This is a genomic window from Paenibacillus foliorum (genome assembly GCF_013141765.1).
Classification (GTDB): Bacteria; Bacillota; Bacilli; order Paenibacillales; family NBRC-103111; genus Paenibacillus_S; species Paenibacillus_S foliorum.
On the sequence record NZ_WHOD01000105.1, the window covers coordinates 111440 to 134946 of the forward strand.

A 23507-nucleotide genomic window follows, 5' to 3' on the forward strand; every position below is an offset into this window, starting at 1 on the left:
TCCAATATGTGGTAAATCTATCGTTTTTACAGTTTTTCTACTCTGCTTCAGGAAAAAATAAAAAACCACCCATCAGGTGGTTGATGAAGTGCTATTCAGTGTAATGATTGCGGTATTCGCTTGGTGTATAGCCCGTCGACTTCTGAAACCATTCATTAAAATACCGAGGGTTCGGATAGCAGACGGTTTCTCCGATCTGATACACTTTCATGGAAGTTGTTATAAGCAACTCCTTCGACTTCTCAAGCCTAAGATTCGAAATATATTCGCTAAAGGATTGCCCGGTCTTCTGCTTGAACAAGCGGCTCAAATAATTGGGTGTTACGAATACCTCTTCGGCAACCTGAGCCAGCTGCAGCTCCTCCATATACCGACGGTTTATGATGTTAAGCGCCTTTTTGATAATATAAGAAACCGGTTCGACCTCTGTCTCCCCGTCATGCTTGCGTGCAGGTTTAGGTTTTGCGGAATCCTTCAACCATAGCGCTTTTGCGCGAAATAAGGCTCGCTCAATCTCTTCAGTTTCCGCAGGCTTTAGCAGATAGTCAACAGCCCCGTAGCGAAGCGCTTCCTGTGCGTAAGAAAATTCACCATAACCGCTAAGAAAAACGACCTTTATACGGTTGAGCTCAGGCTTTTGCGCGGCATGCTCACGGAGGGTAGCAATTAATTCGAGTCCGGTCATATTGGGCATCCGAATATCCGATAGAATGAGATGCACTTCAGTTTGCAGCACATAGGCCAAAGCCTGTGATCCATCGCCGAATGCACCACAAAGCTCAATTCCGAGCTGCTGCCAATCGAGATGCTCGGCCAAGCCTTCACGGATCCATGCCTCATCATCTATGACTATCGCCCTACAGATCATGGTGCTTTCTCCTTCCTTTCCGACAGCAAGTTAACTTTATCGTGAATGACAGCTCCACGTAGTTGATTGGCTGCCTTGCGTAAGGCTTGATCCGGTGGTGTATGGAGCGTCAATATTTGGGTTAGAGCGTCGTTTTGTATATCAATCATCAGTGGATAAAAAGGGATAGAAGGTTCGTTTCTGGCGAATTTCATACTTTCCAGCACAAGGGAAAACTCGGGCCTTATAATTTGCAGCAGTGGATCGGACAGGATTGATTTGCGGGCAGGAGTGCCTCCAGATCTTGCATAAATAGCACCGCCCCGCTTGCCGGTAATGTATGAAATGAACCTCCATGCCTCCTCAGGATGCGCCGATTTTGCATTGATGGCAAGCGCCCAACCATGCTGAAATGCAGCTCGTTGAATCGAGCCATCGCTTGCTTCCTCTCCTGGGATCAAAGCAACCTTAATTAAGTCTTTATAGGGACTATTGGAGCTTCTAATGGAGTCATATGCCGCGTTCCAATAAGGAGCCGCTATGGCGATATCTCCATTCATCAGAGCGTCCCTCACTTCCGAGAAACCCCAAGACAGCAAATCAGGAGGGACGATTTTATCCCGAACCCAGCCTTCCAAATACTGGCCTGCATAGATAGATTGGGAAGAATCAAGAAACACCTCTTTTTCTTTATTAAGTAGGTCTCCTCCAAAGCTCCATAAAAGCGTATCAAATACTTTAGGAAGCTCCTCGGGAGCAAGCCCAGAGAATCCAATGCCCCATTTTGTCGGGGAAGAGGCATTGTGAGCTTGAGTTAGCCGCATCGCTTGATCTTTAAGCTCATCCCATGTTTGTGGGGGGTGCGGAATCAAATCGCTGCGATAATATAGAAAATGCGTACTGACATCGGTAGGCAACGCATAAAGCTGTTGATTATAGGAATAGGTAGTTAAAAAATCGGTTAAATCAAAAATTTTCTCATCGGTCAGTTGAGGATCATGAATGAACGAATCCAGAGGTAATAGCACTTTGCCTAAGGAGAATTGAGCAATATAGGTACTCGGGACAAAAGCAAGGTCAAAATCACCCGAACCGGCAAATAATTGGGTAGCCAGCGTGGTGAAATACACATCCCTGCTCAGCTCAATCATCTCCACTCGAATACCGGTTTCTTGTTCAAACGTAGGAATCGCCTGCCGCATAGACTCGGATTCATTACCTGTACGCATCAGAAGTTTTATTGTTTTGACCGATTTTTCCTGTGTCGCCGGTTTGTCATCAGCAGAGAATACGAGAATGTACAAGCAACCGAACCCCCATACCAGCAGGAGCAAGATTGCGGAGTAACTGCTCCACCGCAATTTCGGCATGGTCAAACCTCCTCCTTTTCAACCGGAATGTCAAAGGATACGGTCGTACCGATTCCTATTTGCGATTCGATCCGCAGGGTACTCATGGCGCCGAACGCGAGCAGCAGCCTTTGTTGCACATTGCTGAGTCCGATATGATCAACCTTTCCTGTATCCCGCAAGCTTAACAACAGCTCCTCAAGCTTTTGCTCGTTCATTCCTTTACCGTTGTCCCGAATCTCGATGTGCACTTTATCATTCAGATACCTGGCTTCGACGGTGATATGCCCCAAGCGGTCAGCAAGAGGGGATTGTGTGATCCCATGCTCAAACGCATTTTCGACAATAGGCTGCAGCAGCAGCGGCACCGTTCGAACCTGCCTGGCGAGATCGTCGATGGAAACCTCATAGACGACCTTTTCCCGGTAACGGATCGATTGAATCTCCAAATAGCTTCGAATATGTTCGAATTCCTGCTCCAATGGAATCCGATCTCTGCCTGCATGAAGACTAAGACGAAAAAACTTTCCAAGAGACGTAACCAGCTTACTGATCTGATCGGCTTTATACTTTTTGGACATCCAATAAATCGTATCCAAAGTGTTGTACAAAAAATGAGGATGAATTTGCATCTGCAGCGCTCTCATCGATGCCTCTTGTTTCTCCTGCTGTTCTTTTTCTACCTCGGCAAGCAGCTCCTGAATCCTATCCATTAAATTGTTGAAATTACGCTCCAGAATCGAAATCTCCCGATAGCTTTCGTTCGTATTTCGAACTTCGAGGTTGCCGTATGATGCTTTCATCATGAGCTGGGACAGTCGTATAACAGGTCTGGAAAGATTAGTTGCGAGCGATAAGGATACGAATATGGAAACAATTGCACCCAAACCTGCAATCAGCAGCAAATTGCGCAGCAGCACCCTGTTAGGCTCCAGCAGTTCCTGCATCGGAACGACTGCAGCCATGATCCAGCCGCTTTTTTTGGAAGCAGTGTACGCTACGATCCATTTCCCATCAATAACTTCCGTGCCCGTTTCTTTTTCAGGCAGCTTGGCAAGCGCTTGACGAATGCGTTCATTCTTTAAATAAGGTGACTGCTCACCAAAAAGCAGCTCGCGCTCCTGATCGAGCAGCAGCAGCGACCCGCTCTTGCCAATCTGCACATTTTGAAGCACATCCTCTAGAAATAAATTGTTAAATTGGATGATCAAATAACCCTGCAGCTCCACTCGATTGCTATCCACAATTTTTCTCGCCGCAAGAACAGAAGGATGAATGCCTGATGGAAAGCCTTCCCGATGGGAAAAGATGGCGTATTTTTCATTGAACCATTGAATGGAGAGCGGGTCCTTCTCCAGATGCTCCGTGATATAACGATAATTGCCTGTATGGATCTTATCGAACGTTTGAAACGCACTATCTGTGGAAAGCAGCGTGTGCTCCGGGGTCACGAAGTAAATGGAGCTAACCTCGCTAATGCGCCCGCGAAAATATTGCTGGAACATTTCCTGCTTGAATTGGCCTGTTGCCTTAACGATTTCGTAGGAGGATTCCCCCGGTTTCGCAAGAAAATCTAGCGGCTCCCGATACAGGATCGGCCAGGTCAAACGGTCCATCTCGGACAAATTGGCCTCCAGGGAACGGTTGGTCTGCTGCACCGTCTGCAGTAAAAACCGGCTCACAAGGTCCTGGAAAATCGATTTTTCCTTATAGTACGTCACCAAGGTAATTATAATAATTGGAAAAATCATCAGCACCAAGAGGCTGGTGATCAATATGGTTCGAATGGAGGCCAGCTTTCGAGGATACGGTTTCATATCATGCACTCCATTTAATGTTTTTCCATTTATTTTACAATAAAGCAGAAATAAGGGAGAAGGTTAGACCCTTCTCCTATTCTTCTTCCAGAATGGCGGGTAGACGCTCGATGCGCGGATCAGTAAAAATGTCATACTCATCTCGACTTGTACTAGAAAATTCAGACACAATAGCCCCTTCGTCACCTGCTTGAAACCAGTGCTTAATTCCGGGCTGAATGGTATACTGCTCACCTGGAAGCAATTCAACCTCATGAAATACGGTGTAATAGGATTCACTTCCTGCAGGAACAACAGATTTGATGCTTGCAGCAGCTTCACCCTCCACATACAAGAACACTTTCCCTGATCGGCAACGAAAGGTTTCCATTTTACCAGGCTCATTACCAATCGATGGATGCAAATGCTCCGGACACGTTTGCCTTGGAAACAAAACTAATTCTTTGGCACAGTAGCGATCGGTGTTCACATAAGTAACGAGTTCCAAACCTTGAACCTCGAGCTCATCTAGCCCAAAGCCCGCCACTTCAATATGTTCTATTTCATGAGCGGCTAGTGCAATGCCATTAGCTAGTAATATTGATGCTGTGCGTTCTTGAGCTTTTCTTATCTCGCTTCTTCTCATATTCCTCACTGCCCTCCCTTGTAAATTAGAGATTCTTGATGGTTTGATGGGTCAATCATCCTCTCATTCAAAGCTGATTTGAACCTTCATAATGTCAGCAGCCTTACCTTGGGCAAAAAAGGCCGGCACCTCGTCCAACTGAATTTGCTTAGATATAAGAGGAGCCGTTTTAAAACGCCCTGCTGCCATCCAATCCATAGCTGGCTTAAAGGTATGGTTCACTGCCATCGAACCGACTAATTTCCAATCCATGTGATAAATATCGAATGGACTTACGGAGATCCTTGCATCTTGAGGAGCTACACCGAACTGCAGATGCGTTCCGCTCGGTGCAAGATATTGTAGCTGTGCTTGAATAACTTGAGGAATCCCGGTTGCATCTATTACAGCATCGAAGCCTGCATACTTTTTCCGGTTATTCAGCTTGGAGGAAATTTCGGAGCTAAGGAAAGTGTGAGTAGCCCCGTTCTTTCTAGCCATTTCCAATTTATTGTCAGATACGTCCACTACCGCCAATTCACCCGCACCCGCATGGGATAAAGACTGAATCAACAGTTGACCCATACTGCCCGCTCCGAACAATAATACGCTTTGTCCTACACGTAATTGCAATTGGTTCATACCATGCACCACGCAAGCAATAGGTTCAATAAAAGCACCTTCCGCAAATGGCATACCATCGGGCATATGAAAAGCAACGGCTTCCGGAACTTTGACATACTCAGCCATTGCGCCGTTAACTGTATCTCCGATAGCTCCCCACTCAACACAGTGGTTTCCTCTACCGCTAAGGCAATAGTCACATTTCCCGCAAAATAAGGAAGGATCGACAGCTACACGGTCACCGATTTTGAATTTGGTAACATGGGCACCCGTTTTACTGACCACTCCAGCAAACTCATGACCTGGTATCAATGGATATTTTGGCATAAATGTCCCTTGGTAAATATGTAAATCCGTGCCGCAGATGCCGCATCGTTTCACTTGTATTGTGATCTCGTTCGGACCTGGATGAGGATATGGAACATCCTTAATAACTGCATTTCGGGGCGATTCCATGACTAAAGCTTTCATTGCATTCGGCCTCCAATACGTTTAGGATTTTTCGTTACTCAAACACCACGTAGGCTTTCGCCCTTTTTCTAGCTCCCTCTTTGAGAACCCATTCGCGCGCTTCCTCCAGGTTAAGCCTGTCGCCCAGAATCATTTCCGGTTCCACGATTCTAGCGGCAAGGAGTGACAATGCGCGATCCAAAGTTCTGGGTCCGACGTAGCTTCCAATTAGCGTAAGCTCGCGTCTGAACATTTGTTCAGGTTTTAATGAAACTACATCACCAGGTGACATCACACCATATAGCAGCATGCGCCCTCCAGGCGCCAAAGCATTAAATGCAGGTTCAAAAGCTGACGGAGAGCCGGATGCTTCGATCGCCAAATCCACTTCCAGGCTTTGTTTGGCTTCTTCCTGCGTCATGACTTGGGTGGCTCCTGCCCTTAAAGCAAGATTTCTCTGATCCTCATGATGGCTCACCCCAATAATTGTTGGCTGTCCCATTGCCCGCAGGCATTGAATCATCATGATACCTGAAGTGCCCAATCCCCAGATCGCCACTTTACTTCCTAGCTCAATATTGGCGCGATCCAGCGCATGAACGACACAGGACAAGGGCTCCCCTAATATTGCATGAACCGGGGAAAGCCCTTCAGGCAACGGATGGCATAATTCCGCAGGAACACTGACGTAAGACGCCAATCCACCATCACGAGTCACACCCACAGCTTGAGCATTCAGACATAGATGCGGCTTCCCTGCACGGCAATAGTTGCAGCTGTGACAGCCCAAATTAGGATCCACACACACTCTGGTACCTACGGATATGTGTTCCACTCCATGTCCGACCTCTTGAATCACACCAGCTAGCTCATGTCCCAAAACCATAGATTTGGCAGAAGTATAGCTGCCGTCAGCAATATGTCTGTCGGTGCCGCACAAGCCTGCTGCGGCAACTTTAATTAGGACCTCACCAGCGTTTACTATTGGCTCCGGGCGGTCTACTACACGCACGTCCCCTGGAGCATAAAAGACTAAGGCTTTCAATACCAATCCCCCCATTACACAATGAGAAAGCGGTTACAATTCATTCACTTAGCGAAGAGTGTCTTCGTCCACCCTTCTTCACCAGCCATCTTACTGCTACCTTTCTTCAGAATCAATTAACGAGCCCTAAGCAAATGCCTTTAAACGGCATTTATTGAGTACAGAGCTCGATGCCCGATTCTTCACTGGCCGACAGCAGCTCGTCTGCAGGCAATTGGTCCGTCACAATACGATGCACTTTCGACAATGGGGCAAATGAGAACAACTCTTTTGCTCCGAATTTCGAATGATCCATCACAATGTTGACTTCCTCCGCTTGACTTATCGCAACTTTTTTTATTTCCGCTTCATATAAGTTTGAATTGCTAAATCCATGCTTGATATTGACGCCTGTTGCACCCAAAAAAATACGGTCAAACGCCATACCGGAAATCGTTCTCTCCGTGATCGGTCCAACCAAAGCTGCCGTTGTATCTATTAGCATTCCTCCTGTCACGAGGGTCTGGATTTGTTTGCCCATCAATTCTGCAGCAATGTTTACGGCATTGGTTACAACCTTAATGTTCATACCTGGAGGCAGATAACGTGCAACTTGCAGAGTTGTGGTTCCTGCGTCAATAAACACGGAATCTCCGGGTTGAATAAGTCCCGCAGCTTTTTTACCGATCTTCATCTTTTCTTCCGACATTAAGCTGTACCGATCCTGTAAAGCAATATCTCTGCCCATCAGGATAGCTCCACCGAATGTGCGCCGAATATTCCCCGCTGACTCCAATTTTTCCAAATCTCGGCGAAGTGTCATTTCCGTCACAGCAAATAGTTCCTTCAATTCTGTGATTTTAACTTCCCTCTCAGCATTCAAAAGCTCCAAAATTTGCTGCTGCCTCTCATTCAATCCGTTAATCATGATACCTACGGCCTCCCGCCGATTTCCAAGTAAAAGAAATGTCTGTTATCCTTATTATCGCCTCCTTTTCGAAAAGGAGCAATATGGTAAACAATGAATCATGGATAGTATTCTTTAAGGGTTATCGTGGCTCCAAACCTGGAGATGTTCCTGATAGCGCCAACCAAACAGCTCAAACCTTATCTCCTGTTGCAGCCAACCGTTCGAAATTCGCGCCCTGAGCATATCCCATGATGGAATTCCGCTGACGGCATCCGCTTTTTCAACATTAAAGGCTCCGACTCCAACTGCGCTTATCAGTGCCTCTTCCACAGTCAATCCCTTCAAAAGCGCTGCCAGAAAACCGGCAATCGTACAATCTCCAGCCCCCGTTGTTCCTGCAGTCCTTACCTGGAAGCAAGGAACCAGCAGTTCACGGTTCACCCACCCCTCTACCTTGTCTGCAGGCGGAGAACAGAAACCCATGGTCTGGAATCTTGCCGAGTTTCTTGAGGTTTTCAGATAGAGACCATGCTCTCCTAGCTTCAACCCTACAACCGCAGCACCCATTTCAATCAGCTCGTCGGTAAGCAATGAAAGCAACTGAACGTTTGCAAAAGACAATAAAACGTTTGTTTGCTGTACATTTGTAAATTTCTCGTATATCTCGGGACGAAGCATGAATAATATCTCTTCGAAGCTCGGAAGAAATACATCCACGTGAGCAATCGCTTTGCGAAGAATAGTCCTCCAATCTGCATGTCCAGCCGGCGATTCGGGATCCGGCTTGGCCAGATCAAGCGAAACCGTCAAGCCCTGCTCTTTAACAGCTGATAAAAGACATTCCAATTCCGTTCCACTGTCTTCGTACATCCTCTTCATCAATGGCGGATAACCAAAATGAAACAATCTGGCATCTTTTAATGAATCTTCCTTTACATCATCCGCAGAGAACGTATCATTCGCTCCAGTGCAGTGCAAAAAGATGCGATCTACATTCGGAGGGCTGATAACCAACGTATAAGAGGTATGCTCACCTGACGCCACAATCATTCCTTCCGACAATTCCTCATTGTACTCTTCAAGCGCTTTAAGAACGGCATTGCCAAACAAATCATCGCCTATCTTCCCCATTAAGCGCGTTTTAAGGCCTAGCCGGTGTAGGGCCAATCCCGTGTTGGAAACGGCTCCTCCGGTCGATATCAGGGCAGGGCCGATGTCAATCAGCTTACCTGGAGTAAGCATAGCTTCCTTCTTCTCCTGGATGGCTGGAATTACATCTATGCAAATATGCCCTGCAACTACCACGTCCACCCCTCGTCCGCTCAACACTATTCCCTCCAGTCAATCGTTACGGTTTCTCCTGTTTGTTCCGATTCCAGAGCTGCTGTAAACACCATGTGACTGCCTGCTGCTTCATCTGGTGTTGCGCAGTGGAATGACTGCACCATCTCCTTGCCGTGTAAGAGCTCGTCGCAAAATGCTGCCCACATCTGGAGAATTGAATCGGAAAATCCAAACTCAAAAATGCCTCCGGTTATCGTATCGTACGCGGATTTATAAGGAACATCGACTACATGCCAAGCCTGTGATCCACCCGGCTCATAAGGAAGAGATGCTATTTGTTTTGGATTTTTGGTGCTATACTCGGCCGAAAAGGCAGTGCCTTGGATACGGATAAACCATGTATTAGCATGTCCTGGAGCCATTCTTTTGGTGGAAAGGATCATAGGAAACTTCTGCTTCTCAATATTCACTTCACAAGCAAGTATGGCATTATCCCAAGTTTCGCAGGCTGCCATTCCACCTTTCCCATCCGGTCTTTCATGAATGATCTTTGACAGCATTGCTCTGACATTGGCCGGTTTCCAACCAAATCTCAGCGGCAGGTGAAGCACATGCAGGCCTAAGTCTCCCATACAGCCATATTCTCCATTGGTGGCAATACGGCGTTTCCAATTGATTGCCTTGTTGGGATCCAGATCACTGGAATGCCAGAAGCCCGCTTCCACTTCGATAATGGTTCCGAATCGACCTTCATTCACCCACCTCACCAATTGCTGGGCGCCTGGAAAGAACGGAAATTCCGATGAGCTTCTGACCATGACATTTGGATGGGCAAGAATCGCTTCCTGAATAGCCGAATTGGCTTTTTTATCGATACCAAACGGTTTCTCTCCCAACAAATGTTTGCCTGACTGAATAATATCTATATATATACTTTCGTGTAGATTATGTGGAACCGCACAATAAACCGCATCAATCGAAGCGTCGGCCAATAAATCTTTGTAATCCGTGTAGGCATGCTCCACGCTTGGAACTTGATTCAGAAACCACTGCGCTGCTGCTGGGTTAGCGTCACACACTGCGACAATCCGCGGTTCAAAATCTACATGTTCCAAATGGCACCAACGAGCCGATGCGCTGGCAAATTCCTTGCCCATTAACCCACAGCCAATAACACCGAAACGTATAACTGTTTTGGCCATTAGGCTGAGACTCCCTTCAGCAGGCTCAACGCATCCTCAGCCGTAACGTTGTGGTGCACGATGGCCATCATGGCACGAGTCATAGCAGCCGGGTTCGGATGCTGAACCACATTGCGGCCATATACGATGCCAGAAGCTCCCTGCTTAATCAACTCGACAGTCCGGTTAACAAGCTCCTCATCACTTGCACGTCCCCCGCCGCGAACCAGCACAGGAACACCCGAAGCAACCTCAATCACACGATGATATTCTCTAACATCATCGCATGGGTCCGCTTTGATGACATCCGCGCCCAGCTCAACAGCCTGGCGGACCAATGGCATGATTTTACGGAGATCACCGTCTACCATATATCCGCCTTTCTCTTCATTTGGCAGCATAACAAGAGGTTCGACCATCAATGTCATCCCGTACTTCTCTGCTTCAGTTTTGAGAAGAGAGATATTACGAACACATTGATGATGAAGTTCCGGTTGGTTCGGAAGGAGCAGCAGATTGACACAAACAGCTACGGCATCCAAACGCAAAGCCTGTTCAATGGTCCGGTTAATGGTTTCACTAAATAAGAAGCTTGGGAGCTCAGGACCGTAAACATTGGCTGCATCGGCACGAAGGACAAGGCCTGGTTTCTGCTTGCCGGGAATAGACTGTAAGAAATGCGCCTGGCCAATAGTCAATTGGATGCAATCCGGATTCGCTTCCACAACAGTCTGGATAGCTAACCTCATATCTTCAATACCGTTTAAAAACGTATACTCATTAAAAAAACCATGATCAATAGCTACATCAAAACATTTTCCTTGTTCACTAAACATGCGATTTAATCGAAAAGGAACGGACAAAAAAATCATCTCCTCAAAATTGGGTATGAAATTTACTTTTTATAACATTTATAGTAATTTACATGTTGTTTTTAGTCAATATAATTATCAAAACGAACATTTTGCGATATGTGATTTTATCTTTAAATCGCTTGCGTCACATGCGCAGTCCTTGGTGTACATTAATGGTCTTGCACTTCCTTACAAGCTTCCACGCTGAAAGGGTGCTTCTACCGTGAGTGAGGGTACAATCACAGCTCCTTACACCAATAAGCTAGCCTTCAACATTCAACCCTACGGTTCCAACATTTATCAATCCTATGAGACATTTAGAAAGGATACCCAGTAAAACGTTAGTAGGGTGAAGAACTTAAACATTCAAATAGGTCAAAAAAAATGAAGCCCTCCATCCCAAAGGAAAGAGAGCTTCAACCATTACTGATAAAGATTAATTTTTATCTAAGTGATCCTGTTCTTCATGACCACTAACATGACCGCCGAGATGAACGCCAACCTGACCGACATGATCACCTAGATTGCCTCCTACGTGAACACCAACGCCATGATTCTTAATATTCCCGCCAGCATGTACGCCCGCACCCTGATTCCCAAGATGTCCTCCGAGATGAACGCCCATGCCATGATCCGCTAAATGTCCACCAGCATGTACCCCTGCTCCATGACCCCCAATATATCCGCCAGTATGAACACCCAAGCCTTGCCCACCTAGATGCCCACCCGCATGAACACCTGCTTCATGCCCGCCAAGATGGCCTCCAAGATGAACACCAAAGCCATTGCCGATATGCTGCCCTGCTCCAGGATGGTATTGCGGCGGATAATGATGGGGGTATGGATAAGCGGAATGAGTATGTTGACCGTACGGATGCATGTGTGATTTCCCTTGAATTGGCATCGTTTGTTGTTCAGGGTTCGTAGTAGGCAAATCTCTACCGTCTCCAAGTCCTTCTTGCTCCATGTACATCTTGTGGCAATACATTTTATCCAAACGTGGAATATATGCAGTGCTTCCCGGCGCTAAGTAATCCGGATTTTGAATGTGCGGATTCATACTCTCTAGAATCGGTTGGGGAACATTGTACATTTGAGCCAGGACCCCCATAGACTCTCCTTCATTACAGTGGTGATGTGTGAAATATGTGCCATTGCGATCATCTTCTCCTCTAAAAAACGGAAAGAAAAAAGGGGAAATAAAGAAAAATGGAAAAAATCTACGTTGAGGAAAAAAAGACGGATGCCCAAAGTGTCCAAAACCTCCGTGTCCATGTCCAAAGCCTCCATGTCCAAAGCCTCCATGTCCAAGGCCTCCATGTCCAAGGCCTCCATGTCCAAAGCCTCCGTGTTCAAAGCCTCCATGTCCAAAAGCACGCTCCATATACAGTTTGCCTCCTAAAGATGATATAGTCATTTGACCCTATTGTATGGGCTGGTGTCTGTATTGGTTCCCACTTTAATGTAAAATGGGCTGCTGCTTAACGACTCTTCGCACTTCGGCAAACACCCGATCTATTGAAACAATTCAATGAGCTTTCATCGCTTCGACCATTGTCCCTAGCTTTATTATCGTTTTCCAGTTTCGTGCTGTCTGGGGTACAAGCTTCTGAAATTTTTTGGGTAATTTAGAATCAAGTAAACTCTTACGATACAAAATGTAAATCTCTCGATCCTCCATATAATATTCGTCATTCTCATAATTAACATCAGGCAGCCGATCAATCTCTTCCTGCGAAGGTGCTTCCTTCAATAAGGTGAGGTGTATGCTTTCTCCTTCGGTCAAGGAGCCTGGTGCAAACGGACAACGCTCTATAATCCGTTCCAGTTCCTTGTCGGTTCTCAATATAACGCTGATCGATAAACCGAACACTAACTTTATTTCATTTTCAATTCGCAATTGTAACGTTTCCGCACCTTCTTCCGATTCGAACAAGACGTTACCACTATTTATGTACGTTTGCACTCGTCCAAATCCTAACGCTTGAAACATGCTTTTCAATTCACTCATTTTTATCATGTTATGTCCACTTACATTAATGCCACGTAATAATGCAATATAAATCGTCATTTTCGTTCCCCTTTTCTTAATCGAAGGATAATTATGGTATTTTCCCTATTATAACTTTTAAGCTCTCCAATAGGCAGCATAATATTCCAAATGGTTGCTAACAATAGGTTGGAATATACATGAGGAGGATAAAATGGACAAGCAGGAAAAAAGAACCAAAGACCTTACATTAACCGATCGACAAGGCCATCCTATTTCGGACAATCAAAACATTCGAACTGTTGGGAATCGGGGCCCTTCTACACTTGAAAATTATCATTATATTGAAAAGGTGTCCCACTTCGACCGGGAAAAGATACCCGAAAGAGTTGTTCACGCGCGGGGTGCAGGAGCTCATGGTTATTTTGAGGCATATGGCAAAGTAGGCAATGAGTCTATTGCAAAATATACACGGGCTAAGCTGTTTCAAGAAGCGGGAAATCGCACTCCTGTTTTTGTCCGGTTTTCTACGGTTGTCCATGGAGGGCATTCACCGGAAACGTTACGTGATCCGCGCGGCTTCGCTGTAAAGTTCTATACGGAGGAAGGCAATTGGGACTTAGTCGGAAATAACCTTAAAATTTTCTTTATTCGTGATCCCTTGAAGTTTCCAGACATGGTTCATTCTTTCCGGCCGGATCCAGTTACGAATCTATCCAATCCGGAACGTATGTTTGATTTTGTCTCAAATTCACCAGAAGCTACACATATGATCACGTTTCTTTTTTCACCATGGGGTATTCCAGCCAATTACAGACAGATGCAAGGCTCTGGTGTAAACACCTACAAGTGGGTCAACAAAGAAGGCCAGGCCGTCCTCGTGAAATATCACTGGGAGCCTCTGAAGCAAGAAATTAAGAACCTGACTCAAACAGAAGCCAATGAAATCCAAGCCTTAAACACAAGCCATGCGACACAAGATTTATATGAAGCCATTAAACGTGAAAATTATCCGGAGTGGGAGCTATGCGTCCAAATTATGAGTGATGACGAGCAGCCTGAGCTGGATTTCGATCCTCTGGATCCTACGAAACTGTGGGATCACAAGCAATTCCCTTTCCTGCCTGTTGGTAAAATGGTATTGAATAAAAACCCGGACAATTATTTTGCTGAAGTAGAGCAGGCTGCTTTCGGTACCGGTGTTCTTGTAGATGGGCTTGATTTCTCCGATGATAAGCTGCTGCAAGGACGGACGTTCTCCTATTCGGATACGCAGCGCTACAGGGTAGGAACCAATTATCTTCAGCTTCCGATAAATGCTCCTAAAACTCATGTTGCAACTAATCAACGCGGCGGACAAATGGAATACATAGTTGATAAAGCAGCGGATCAAAATCCACATGTCAATTACGAACCATCCTCATTAGGAGGTTTGAAGGAAGCAGCACCGTCCGGTTTGGAGCACGAGCCTGTCTATAATGCCAAGCTCGTACGTCAAAAGCTCGATCGGACCAATGATTTCAAGCAAGCTGGGGAAACGTTCCGTAATTTCGAGAATTGGGAACGCGAAGAATTGATTAGCAATTTAGTCGACGCTCTAAACGTATGTGTACCCCAAATCCAACAAAAAATGATCGAAAACTTTACGAATGCAGATCCTGAATACGGCCGACGTGTTTCAGAAGGCCTCGCTCATTCTAAAAAATCCGCTCACCTTGGCTCAGTAGATGCCCAAGAGGGAGCGGAGATAGCTGAGGAGTCTGGAAAACAAAGCGATAGGTATTAACATAAAAAGCTGAGGGAAATGTTACATTCCCTCAGCTTCTTGTTTAATATCCCTATTGGCATGCCCATGTTCCAATGTTAAATCTTAAACCGGTAGCCCGCTCCCCAGACGGTTTCGATATACTGAGGGTTGGATGGATCGGCCTCTACCTTTTCCCGCACTTTGCGGATATGGACAGTAACAGTTGCGATGTCACCCATCGAATCGAAGCCCCATAACTGTTCGAACAAGTGGTCTTTGCTGAACACACGGTTCGGATTGAGCGCCAAAAAAGCAAGAAGATCAAATTCCTTGGTAGTAAAGACTACTTCCTTGTCATTCACATACACACGGCGCGATGTTTTATCGATCATCAAACCGCGAATACGAATTTCTTCGTTTGCATTCTCCCGCCTCCCCATTAATCTTTCGTAACGGTTCAGATGGGCCTTCACTCTGGCAACAAGCTCCCCTGGGCTGAAGGGCTTAATTATATAATCATCGGCACCGAGCCCTAATCCGCGAATCTTATCGATGTCCTCCTTTTTAGCCGAAACCATCAGAATGGGGGTATCCTGTTCACTACGGATTTTCCGGCAAATTTCAAAGCCATCCACCTTAGGAAGCATGACATCCAGCAGAATCAGATCATACGGCTCCTGCAGCGCTTTCTGCAAGCCAGTATCGCCACGATTTTCAATATCAACCTGAAAGCCTTCAATTTCCAAGTAATCCCGCTCCAGCTCGGCTATACTCATTTCATCCTCAATAATCAAAATTCGCTTCAACGGTCTGTCTGCCCCCTCGCTTTACTCATTGTCTCTGCCACAGGTAAAGTAATCGAAATGCGAGTACCTTCACCCTCCACACTTTCTGCCGAAATAGCTCCTCCATGCTCTAATATGATCTGTTTGGCAATAGCAAGCCCAAGTCCGCTTCCTCCTGTCAGGGAATTACGGGACAGATCCGCCCGATAAAATCGATCAAACACATACGGCAGCGCATCCTGCGAAATCCCTTGCCCATTATCTTCAATTTCTATGATTATTTGTTTTTCTCGTACGATTAGTGCTACACGGATTGCTTTATACTCTTTATCCGCGTATTTCACTGCATTTTCCCATATATTAGTAAGTACTCGCTTCATCTTTTCCCTGTCTGCACTCACCTTTACCGAGCGGTCTGCAGCCCCGAGGTCAAGTGAAAACGAGAAACCCTTTTTTTCCATGTCAAACTGCGCTTCTTCCATCAAGTCTTCCAGATATGGAACCCATTCTATGGTTTCAAAATGAAAGGAAAGCTTCTTCAAATCGAGCTTCGAAAATAAAAATAGTTCATCAATCATTCGATCCATATCTACGGTCTTGGCATATATGGTTTGCAAATATTTATCCAATTTATCCGGTCCTGCTACTCCGTCCAAAATACCTTCCACATAGCCTTTTATCGAGGTAACCGGTGTTTTCAAATCATGAGAAATGTTGGATAACAGCTCTTTACGATTTTCCTCATACTGGAGCTGCATCTCTACCGATTCCTTCAGCCTATGCCTCATTTGCTCAAAAGCAATACTAAGCTCTCCAATCTCATCTCGCGTATGCACTCCGACCTCCGAGTCGAGATTGCCTTCACGGATTTGTTCAGCAGCTTGCTTCAATTTCTTCAAGGGTCTAATTATACTTCTCGATACTAAATAGGTTAAGACCCCGTTGGTCAACATTAGAATGAAAAATAGTGAGCCAATCAGCAGGAAGGAATACTTATGCAAATACTTTTGCACAAAATTAATATCTGTAATAACAAAAGCACTACCCCGGGTTCCATCGGTGAACATAAAATCATGCTGACGATACCAATACCAGTTGTCACTTGTTTTTTTCATGTCTTGACTATCTTCACCCTTATTGATATAACCGGGCAGTGACTGCAGGATGGAAGAGCCGCTCAGTCGCTCCGAAATATACGGCAGCTCAGAGCCTTTACGGATCACTAGCCCCATTTTGACCGTTTCCAATAGATTTTCCAGTTCACCGGCGACATTCGGATCGAGCAGTGACTCCGGCGCCTTGGTAGCTTTGGTTTGTATGTCTGCGAACACGGCATCCTGTTTCTCTATCACTTCTTTGATGAAGTTGCCGTGCCGAAATTCACCATGATAAACCGATTTCATATCCCCAATAAAAGCCACACCAATGATGATCGCGGCCAATATAAACAGAATTAAAGGCACAATAAGCATAGCCATATATGAAAGCAGCAGCCTAACCTTGATGGACATAACCCATATCCCCTATATAGCCTCTCAGGCCTTCTATATTTCTCTTCTATCGAACATAGCAAATGCTGCCGTAAAACACAAGATGCAGGAAGCGGTTAAATAAGTTGTCGCATTGAGGATCTTACTCGCTGGAACGGCTCCGTTCAACCATAGCTGATGCCAATCCGTATAATAGGTCGGTGAATAGGCTGCATACTGCGGATAAAAGACGCCAAACAGCTTTAAACCGGCATATACAAAAACACTTACCATCAAGGCTCCACTAGCGCTCCGAAATAGCTGAGTCAACAGAACTGCCAATACTACAAGAGTGAACATAGGTATGAATGCTACACTATAAGCTTCCAACGCTTGCAATAGACCGGTTCCCCAATCGCCTCGCGAGTTAAGCAGAAGCCCTGAGAGTACAGATACGGCACATCCAATGACAAGACTAACTAGTGAATAAAGACCCAGTGCTGCTATCTTGGAACCAAATACAACGAATCTGCTGACAGGGCGCAGCAAGGTAAGCTTCAGCGTACGGTCTTGAATTTCTCCTGCAAATAAGTCGGCGGCTGCCATAAACGTAAACAAAGGTATTACGAAGTTGGTATAAATACTTAACATTAGAACTGGAAAATCAGCCGATGATACTGCTGCTATTCCAATGCCAGATTGAAGCTGAGAGAGCAGTACAGCTGAAGCAACTGGCAACAGCACGAGCAGCAGCAACGAGAACAGCATTTTCTTCCGTGCTGCAAGCTTGCTCCATTCATTACGTGTTCCTGCAACAAAGCTATGCATATTCCTTTCTCTCCCTTTCCTCTTGTAGAGTGGAAATAAACAGCTGTTCAAGCGATTCATAGACTTGCCCATCCACCAAATCGGACAGCAATCCTTCTTGTATCAACCGGCCTTCATTCACAATGCCGATTCGTGTACATAACAGCTCCATCTCTTGGATCATATGACTGGACAGAAAGAACGTCATTCCTTGCTCACTGGCTAAAAGAGCCATCATTTTGCGCATTTCAACCATGCCCTCGATATCCAGTCCATTCGTCGGTTCATCGAGAATAAGCAGCTCAGGGCTGGATAATAACGCTGCGGCTATTCCTAGCCGTTGCTTCATTCCGAGTGAATAACCCGCCACCTTCTCCTGTTTATATTTAGCTAACCCGACAAGCTCCAATACCTCGTCTATTCGGGACTTCCCGAGCTCCGGATAAAACCTTGAAGCTAGCTGCAGATTTTTGTACCCGCTCATATATTCGAATGCTTCAGCCGTTTCAATTAGTACCCCTGTCTTTTGCATCGCCTGAGTATAATGCGTCGTTATATCATAACCGAATAATCGCGCATTTCCTTGATCAGCGCGGCAGAGGCCAGTAATTATTTTCATTACAGTCGTTTTCCCCGCTCCATTCGGACCGAAAAAACCATACACCTCTCCGCGTTTGACCTGCAGAGTAATCTGTTCGACACCGCGCTTATTGCTATATTTTTTAGTAAGTCCGTTTAATTCCAGAATAGCCTCCGTCATCTGCTTGCTCCTTTCGAATGGACTGTTTCTGAACTAGGAAGGAAGCAGGCGCACCTTTGCAAACGCGCCCGCCGTTTAAGTATTAGTGGTTAAACTTGGATTTGTCCCATTGTTTCGCATCGACCGTTTGTACTTGTTTACCTGTCAGGTCAATGGAATCAGGAGTAGTAGTATTCAAACCGGAAATGCCAAGGTCGACGTTAACGGTAACCATATGTGCTGCACCAGACTCATCTTTACCAGAGATTGCTAACGTTGCTTTCTGTTTCGTAATCGTGTTATTTGCATCTACAGATGCTTGAATATCCACATTTGTAATCGCAACATCCTGTGTCAGCTTAGGCATAGCCTGCTTTAAGCTGCTCAGGTCGGCGCCGAACAATTCCTTCTTGTTTGAAGTGTCAGACTCATGAGCTTTTAGACTGTCATGAGACGCCTTTTTCACTAGAAATGAGCCTACAGCATTCACTGCGGTTGGAAGCTGGCTGCCTGAGAGCGATACATGAATTTCTTTACTTCCGTCAACAGCTGCCGTTTCGTTTACATACTGCTTAAGATTTCCTACCAACGCGTCGATTAGATTCTCGGCTTCCTGATTAAATTTATCTCCCTGTCCAACATCTGCTTTCTCTTTTTTCATTTCGCGTCCATGCTGAGTATCCTTGGCATCAAAAACGTTATAAACCTCGCTTGCGCCTGTTTTAATAACCTTTTTGCCGTCCGCCGTTGTATACACGTTAACAGATTGATCGCTGCCGCCGCCTTGAATATTCACATTCGCACTAACTGCATTTGCAGGCTTATCTTTTTTAACGATTGCATTTACGCTTACTACTTGCTTGCCGTTATCTTGAATAGATACAGCTACGGTATCCGTCATACTTTTTGCAGTGACTGTGTTTTTGATTGCTGATTTGTAGGTGTCATAGCCTGAGGTTTCAGCAATACCTGCATACGCGGATGTAATCAACAAAAAGGTTCCAACGGTAACACCTGTTCCGATTAAAGCTAATTTTTTCCGATTCATGAGTCATTCCTCCAATAATAGATTTAGTAGAAAGCAATTCACTCCCACAAAACCCATTGTAGCCAACGAATCGAAACTGACTGTAAAGTAACTATTAAGGTTGTATAAATAGTTCTTAATTTTTTCTAAACTAGGCTCCAAAATAAAAAAGCTCAATTCAACATGCCTCTGCATGCTCAATCAAGCTTTTTTTTAGAAATGATTTATTAAAAAGAGTGAGACCTGAGGTTATTCCAGATCAAATTCCATGAGATCGCGCGCCATCGTAATTTTCCCGCTGTAGATCTCATTCATGCCTTCCATGTAAGCCGCTTCGGCTTCCTCTGTTTCCTGCGGTGCAGGAATATGATGCGTTAGCACAAGATGCTTCACGCCCGCTGCTCTAGCAATCTCCGCAGCCTCCAACGTTGTTGTATGGTATTTTGCCGGATTTGACAGGCCAACCGTTTGCTCAGGAAATTTCTCTATCAACGCGTCTAACCATGGCTTATTGTAGGATTCATGTATTAGCAGGTCTATGCCCTCGCTGTATTTAACCATATTATCCACAGGAATTGTATCACCTGAAATAACTAGAGCTTTTCCATTAAATTCAAATTTAAATGCGATCGCAGGCTTAACCGGTCTATGGTCGACCTCGAAAGCCGTAATTTTAATTCCATCACGGTCATATAATACGCCTTCATTGCTTTCAAAATACTCAATATTAGCGCCTATGTCTGTCGATTTGTTGTAATTAACCCGCAGGTTAACGTCAAAATCAAACGATTCCCGCATTTTCCCGATAATTTCCTTCGTAGTTGTTGGACCGTATACACTCATTGGAACTTTACGTCCTTCAAAAACACGCTCAGCATTAACATGTGTCCGCCAGCTGCTAATAAAAACATCGAAAAATCCGGAATTATGATCACTGTGATGATGTGTAAATAATACATCGGATATACGCTGCGGCATGACGCCTGCTTTTATCATCTGGTCAACCACACCCGCGCCGCAATCCACTAGAAAGGTTTTATTTCCTGCCAGTACGATTGCTCCTGACTTAGACCTTCCAATAAAGCTGCGCGGCGTACCTGTTCCTAGCAAAATAACCTTTAAGTTTTCGTGATACTCAGGAACCGTTTTTTCCTGGCCTTGTATAAACATATTAGTATCCTCCTCTATTCATAGGGTAAGAAAGCTTGTAGCTTGTGCATAATCTTGTGGTGATTGGATGATATTACATTATTTTAGTTTAAAGACGAGAATGCCACTCTGTCAAATCAGAATTGTTTATGAGTAACCGATTCAAAACCGATTTAAGATTGTTTGCTTCAAGGCCTTAGTTGCAGCCGTTTCCTCCTTGTCTTTCCAGGCTATTATCCCATGGGTCACAAAGATCGGGTTCTTCATTTGCACCCTAACAAGTCGCCCTGATTGCAGCTCTGCTTCAACTGCTATCTTCGGAACTAGCGCAATCCCTTGTCCGCTCATGACGGTCTGCTTAATCATTTCCAAGCTCGCGTACTCCAGGCTCTTATAGGGTTGAGTGCCCCATTCCTGCATCATCGCCTCATGTGCAAGTGATTGATAGATACAGCGGCTTCCAAAGCCTATGACTCTTCTTTCTTCTGAGAGACCCACTGCTCCTAACTGCCCAGATAATGCAGGTGCTGCAATGAAAATCAGCTCCTCTGCTATAAGGGGGTGAAAATCGATATCATCTCTTTCCGGATTCTTCGGAACAATTCCCATATGAATTCTCCGCTCTAATAGTGCCTCCAACGTATCCTTATAAAAGCCTGTCGTCAGTTCCAGCTGAACTAGAGGAAACTGTTCAAAAAAAAGTTCAAATACAGAAGGCATGTAGGAAACGCAAAAAGATTCCAAAACCTGCAGCTTCACCGTGCCTTTGGCAACCGTATGTGATTGCAAGGCCTCATTCATCGCTTCCCCTAGCTGTAGAAATTGATTGGCATAATGAGAAAGCTCCACTCCGGCTTCCGTCGGCTCAACACCTCTAGGAAGACGATTAAACAGCTTTCGTCCGCATGCCCGCTCCAGTAGTTGAATATGCGTCGTAAGTGTTGATTGCACATAACCCAGCTGCTCCGCCGCTTTACTAATACTCTTGTGCTCATATACAGCAGCGAACGATTTAAACCATTTCCCTTCGATCTGATCGATCATTTTGCACCTCACTGATATTGCAATTTGCAATGTCAAGCATCATATATATCCATAAGTAAAATAGGTATAGCTATGTTATCATATGTAGCAATGATAGGAAAGAGGTGTTACATCAGTATGAGTCAATATTCACATCAATTAAAAGCACTTCTTCCGAGCCTAGGTGGCTTCACGGCCATTCTTCTCTGCAGTGGATTTGGCGAACTAATGAATTTCAGCTTGATCATGGCTCCTTTTGGCGCTACCTGCGTGCTTATATTTGTGCTTCCCGAAAGTCCTTTATCTCAACCGCGAAACATCATTGGGGGGCATCTACTAAGCACACTGGTTGGTCTTATCATTTTAACTTTATTCGGAACACACTCTTGGAGTATCGCTCTTGCCGTTGGACTTGCTATTGGTTTCATGCAAAGGACTCGAACGGTTCACCCTCCCGCTGGAGCTGATCCAATAGTAGTCATGCTGTCCGCTGTCACTTGGAAATTTCTAATCACACCGGTACTGTTTGGTGCAGTACTCATTGTGCTGACTGCGTACTTTTATCATAAAATCGCTCGAACCTCTAGCTATCCCAAGCAATGGTGGTAAGCACTTATTTTTTTAGTAATAATTTCAATTTACTCACATATACTTAATCTCGCGTCCAACAAAATAGGGCAAACCTGATGACAGAGAAGGAACGGTGATTACATATGTGGGAAAGTATATTGAAAAAAGAACAATGGGAGATAGAAGTGAATCCCGATCACAAATCAATTCGATTCAAAATTTCCAAAAATCACAGTCAAGAAAATGAAATAGGTCAAATTTCGCTTCAATTGGATCAAGCTGATTTATTTGAGCTGATGCATTCTTTGTTGTCGATTAACCGCTCCTTTAATAATGAAACGATGTATTACGACGATCAAGAAATAATGGACCCTGCTTGAAGAGGTTATTCAAACTCTCACTTGGAGTAAGTACTTGGCTACTCCGTCTTCCCTATTCGTATCAATAACCAGATCTGCCGCTTCTTTTAGCTTCTGCTGTGCATTTCCGACAGCTACCTTGGTGCCAGCGGCTTCGAGCAGTCCCAGATCATTTAAATTATCTCCGAATGCAATAACTTCTTCCGGCTGACAGCCTACACTTTGGGCCCATAGGAATAATCCATCCTTTTTATTAGCGTTGGGATGGCTGATTTCCAGAAAATAATGATCAGCAATATAAGCATCCGGCATGAAATGAATATGTACCCTGCCTGTATACAAGCTGCTAACTGCTTCCAACAAAGGAACAAGCTCATCATGATGCCCAATATACGTTAGAATGAGTGTCTGTGTGGAATCTGGACAGAACAGCTGTGGCAGTTCACAGAACCGTTTATCGCCTGGACGGCTAGCAGCAAACTGCTGATATCCAGTGAGTACTAACGGCTCATGCAGTACGCGTTCATTATCTTGTTCATCCAATGCGAACAATAGCGGACAATGCCCGAAGGACCGTCCCAAATCCAGCAGTTCATTGGTCAATTCACTATTCAAAAAGGCGCCGCCCAGCCTCTTCTTAGCCACCGGGTCGTACAGCAGCGCTCCATTATATAATACCAATGGGTGCTTCCAAGGTATCGATCCTGCTGCTGCTTGCGAGCTCGCATAGCTTCTAGCTGTGGCATAACTTACTACATGCCCTTCATTCAATAATTGCGTTATAACACCTTGAGTGAATTCCGACACCGTTGCATTTGGAAGCAGCAACGTACCATCCAAATCAGATAGTGCATACAAGGTTTTCATCTGATAGCAACCCCTTTTTCCAACAGATAAA

General features: G+C 45.1%; 23 protein-coding genes. 3 read left to right on the forward strand and 20 right to left on the reverse strand.

Going from position 1 to position 23507, the window contains the following annotated elements:
* Nucleotides 1-91 precede the first annotated feature (91 nt).
* From GC093_RS28260 to GC093_RS28315, 12 genes are all read right to left on the reverse strand, one after another.
* Complete coding sequence (locus tag GC093_RS28260) at nt 92-868, reverse strand: response regulator transcription factor (protein ID WP_171655268.1); 777 nt, start codon at nt 866-868, stop codon at nt 92-94.
* Nucleotides 865-2217: an extracellular solute-binding protein gene (locus GC093_RS28265; protein WP_171655269.1), complete on the reverse strand. Its 1353-nt coding sequence runs from the start codon at nt 2215-2217 to the stop codon at nt 865-867. The genes GC093_RS28260 and GC093_RS28265 overlap by 4 nt, the downstream gene beginning before the upstream one ends.
* 2 nt (nt 2218-2219) lie before the next feature.
* A complete protein-coding gene (locus GC093_RS28270; protein ID WP_171655270.1) occupies nt 2220-4013 on the reverse strand; it encodes a sensor histidine kinase in 1794 nt (597 codons plus the stop codon).
* Between the two features lie 76 nt (nt 4014-4089).
* Entirely contained in the window at nt 4090-4638 is a 549-nt protein-coding gene (locus tag GC093_RS28275) for a D-lyxose/D-mannose family sugar isomerase (RefSeq protein ID WP_171655271.1), read from the reverse strand.
* Nucleotides 4639-4701: 63 nt separating this feature from the next.
* Complete coding sequence (locus tag GC093_RS28280; protein WP_171655272.1) at nt 4702-5712, reverse strand: zinc-dependent alcohol dehydrogenase family protein; 1011 nt, start codon at nt 5710-5712, stop codon at nt 4702-4704.
* 34 nt (nt 5713-5746) lie between these two features.
* The gene (locus tag GC093_RS28285; RefSeq protein WP_171655274.1) at nt 5747-6736 is read right to left on the reverse strand and encodes an alcohol dehydrogenase catalytic domain-containing protein; all 990 of its coding nucleotides are present in this window, start codon (nt 6734-6736) and stop codon (nt 5747-5749) included.
* 151 nt (nt 6737-6887) lie between these two features.
* Nucleotides 6888-7643, reverse strand: coding sequence for a DeoR/GlpR family DNA-binding transcription regulator (locus tag GC093_RS28290; RefSeq protein ID WP_171655275.1), 756 nt, complete (start codon nt 7641-7643; stop codon nt 6888-6890).
* A gap of 114 nt (nt 7644-7757) precedes the next feature.
* On the reverse strand, nt 7758-8954 hold the full coding sequence (locus GC093_RS28295) for a carbohydrate kinase family protein (protein WP_312886623.1): 1197 nt from the start codon (nt 8952-8954) through the stop codon (nt 7758-7760).
* Nucleotides 8954-10111 (reverse strand): Gfo/Idh/MocA family protein, encoded by a 1158-nt coding sequence (locus tag GC093_RS28300; RefSeq protein WP_171655276.1) that lies wholly within the window; start codon nt 10109-10111, stop codon nt 8954-8956. Before GC093_RS28300 ends, GC093_RS28295 begins: the two co-directional genes overlap by 1 nt.
* The gene (locus GC093_RS28305) at nt 10111-10953 is read right to left on the reverse strand and encodes a class I fructose-bisphosphate aldolase (protein WP_246315529.1); all 843 of its coding nucleotides are present in this window, start codon (nt 10951-10953) and stop codon (nt 10111-10113) included. The genes GC093_RS28300 and GC093_RS28305 overlap by 1 nt, the downstream gene beginning before the upstream one ends.
* 427 nt (nt 10954-11380) lie before the next feature.
* Nucleotides 11381-12328 carry a hypothetical protein gene (locus tag GC093_RS35600; RefSeq protein WP_216624871.1) on the reverse strand — a complete coding sequence of 316 codons (948 nt, stop codon included), beginning with the start codon at nt 12326-12328 and terminating at the stop codon, nt 11381-11383.
* A gap of 144 nt (nt 12329-12472) precedes the next feature.
* Nucleotides 12473-13015, reverse strand: coding sequence for a DUF1697 domain-containing protein (locus GC093_RS28315; protein ID WP_171655278.1), 543 nt, complete (start codon nt 13013-13015; stop codon nt 12473-12475).
* Nucleotides 13016-13148: 133 nt separating this feature from the next.
* Between GC093_RS28315 and GC093_RS28320 the strand changes: the two genes are divergently transcribed.
* Complete coding sequence (locus GC093_RS28320) at nt 13149-14720, forward strand: catalase (protein ID WP_171655279.1); 1572 nt, start codon at nt 13149-13151, stop codon at nt 14718-14720.
* A gap of 77 nt (nt 14721-14797) precedes the next feature.
* Here GC093_RS28320 and GC093_RS28325 read toward each other — a convergent pair whose 3' ends face one another.
* The 7 genes from GC093_RS28325 to GC093_RS28355 form a co-directional block, all read right to left on the reverse strand.
* Nucleotides 14798-15487, reverse strand: coding sequence for a response regulator transcription factor (locus GC093_RS28325; RefSeq protein ID WP_171655280.1), 690 nt, complete (start codon nt 15485-15487; stop codon nt 14798-14800).
* Nucleotides 15484-16977 carry a sensor histidine kinase gene (locus GC093_RS28330; protein ID WP_171655281.1) on the reverse strand — a complete coding sequence of 498 codons (1494 nt, stop codon included), beginning with the start codon at nt 16975-16977 and terminating at the stop codon, nt 15484-15486. The genes GC093_RS28325 and GC093_RS28330 overlap by 4 nt, the downstream gene beginning before the upstream one ends.
* Nucleotides 16978-17010: 33 nt before the next feature.
* On the reverse strand, nt 17011-17763 hold the full coding sequence (locus tag GC093_RS28335) for an ABC transporter permease (protein ID WP_171655283.1): 753 nt from the start codon (nt 17761-17763) through the stop codon (nt 17011-17013).
* Complete coding sequence (locus GC093_RS28340) at nt 17756-18502, reverse strand: ABC transporter ATP-binding protein (RefSeq protein ID WP_171655284.1); 747 nt, start codon at nt 18500-18502, stop codon at nt 17756-17758. Before GC093_RS28340 ends, GC093_RS28335 begins: the two co-directional genes overlap by 8 nt.
* An 82-nt stretch (nt 18503-18584) precedes the next feature.
* Nucleotides 18585-19529 (reverse strand): hypothetical protein, encoded by a 945-nt coding sequence (locus tag GC093_RS28345; protein WP_171655285.1) that lies wholly within the window; start codon nt 19527-19529, stop codon nt 18585-18587.
* A 228-nt stretch (nt 19530-19757) separates the two neighbouring features.
* Entirely contained in the window at nt 19758-20678 is a 921-nt protein-coding gene (locus GC093_RS28350; protein ID WP_171655287.1) for an MBL fold metallo-hydrolase, read from the reverse strand.
* A 141-nt stretch (nt 20679-20819) separates the two neighbouring features.
* Entirely contained in the window at nt 20820-21701 is an 882-nt protein-coding gene (locus GC093_RS28355) for a LysR family transcriptional regulator (protein ID WP_171655288.1), read from the reverse strand.
* A 117-nt stretch (nt 21702-21818) separates the two neighbouring features.
* Between GC093_RS28355 and GC093_RS28360 the strand changes: the two genes are divergently transcribed.
* Together GC093_RS28360 and GC093_RS28365 are read left to right on the forward strand one after the other, a co-directional pair.
* On the forward strand, nt 21819-22289 hold the full coding sequence (locus GC093_RS28360) for an HPP family protein (RefSeq protein ID WP_216624874.1): 471 nt from the start codon (nt 21819-21821) through the stop codon (nt 22287-22289).
* A gap of 119 nt (nt 22290-22408) precedes the next feature.
* Entirely contained in the window at nt 22409-22630 is a 222-nt protein-coding gene (locus GC093_RS28365; protein ID WP_171655290.1) for a hypothetical protein, read from the forward strand.
* Nucleotides 22631-22639: 9 nt separating this feature from the next.
* On the opposite strand, the gene GC093_RS28370 is transcribed toward GC093_RS28365, so the two are convergent.
* Nucleotides 22640-23476 (reverse strand): HAD hydrolase family protein, encoded by an 837-nt coding sequence (locus tag GC093_RS28370; protein ID WP_171655292.1) that lies wholly within the window; start codon nt 23474-23476, stop codon nt 22640-22642.
* Between the last annotated feature and the right edge of the window lie 31 nt (nt 23477-23507).

Excerpts from the sequence above, each read along its gene's own strand:
- GC093_RS28260 (WP_171655268.1), bottom strand. The coding sequence starts at position 868 with ATGATCTGTAGGGCGATAGTCATAGATGATGAGGCATGGATCCGTGAA.
- GC093_RS28265 (WP_171655269.1), bottom strand. The coding sequence starts at position 2,217 with ATGCCGAAATTGCGGTGGAGCAGTTACTCCGCAATCTTGCTCCTGCTG.
- GC093_RS28270 (WP_171655270.1), bottom strand. The coding sequence starts at position 4,013 with ATGAAACCGTATCCTCGAAAGCTGGCCTCCATTCGAACCATATTGATC.
- GC093_RS28275 (WP_171655271.1), bottom strand. The coding sequence starts at position 4,638 with ATGAGAAGAAGCGAGATAAGAAAAGCTCAAGAACGCACAGCATCAATA.
- GC093_RS28280 (WP_171655272.1), bottom strand. The coding sequence starts at position 5,712 with ATGAAAGCTTTAGTCATGGAATCGCCCCGAAATGCAGTTATTAAGGAT.
- GC093_RS28290 (WP_171655275.1), bottom strand. The coding sequence starts at position 7,643 with ATGATTAACGGATTGAATGAGAGGCAGCAGCAAATTTTGGAGCTTTTG.
- GC093_RS28300 (WP_171655276.1), bottom strand. The coding sequence starts at position 10,111 with ATGGCCAAAACAGTTATACGTTTCGGTGTTATTGGCTGTGGGTTAATG.
- GC093_RS35600 (WP_216624871.1), bottom strand. The coding sequence starts at position 12,328 with ATGGAGCGTGCTTTTGGACATGGAGGCTTTGAACACGGAGGCTTTGGA.
- GC093_RS28315 (WP_171655278.1), bottom strand. The coding sequence starts at position 13,015 with ATGACGATTTATATTGCATTATTACGTGGCATTAATGTAAGTGGACAT.
- GC093_RS28320 (WP_171655279.1), top strand. The coding sequence starts at position 13,149 with ATGGACAAGCAGGAAAAAAGAACCAAAGACCTTACATTAACCGATCGA.
- GC093_RS28330 (WP_171655281.1), bottom strand. The coding sequence starts at position 16,977 with ATGTCCATCAAGGTTAGGCTGCTGCTTTCATATATGGCTATGCTTATT.
- GC093_RS28335 (WP_171655283.1), bottom strand. The coding sequence starts at position 17,763 with ATGCATAGCTTTGTTGCAGGAACACGTAATGAATGGAGCAAGCTTGCA.
- GC093_RS28340 (WP_171655284.1), bottom strand. The coding sequence starts at position 18,502 with ATGACGGAGGCTATTCTGGAATTAAACGGACTTACTAAAAAATATAGC.
- GC093_RS28345 (WP_171655285.1), bottom strand. The coding sequence starts at position 19,529 with ATGAATCGGAAAAAATTAGCTTTAATCGGAACAGGTGTTACCGTTGGA.
- GC093_RS28350 (WP_171655287.1), bottom strand. The coding sequence starts at position 20,678 with ATGTTTATACAAGGCCAGGAAAAAACGGTTCCTGAGTATCACGAAAAC.
- GC093_RS28355 (WP_171655288.1), bottom strand. The coding sequence starts at position 21,701 with ATGATCGATCAGATCGAAGGGAAATGGTTTAAATCGTTCGCTGCTGTA.
- GC093_RS28360 (WP_216624874.1), top strand. The coding sequence starts at position 21,819 with ATGAGTCAATATTCACATCAATTAAAAGCACTTCTTCCGAGCCTAGGT.
- GC093_RS28370 (WP_171655292.1), bottom strand. The coding sequence starts at position 23,476 with ATGAAAACCTTGTATGCACTATCTGATTTGGATGGTACGTTGCTGCTT.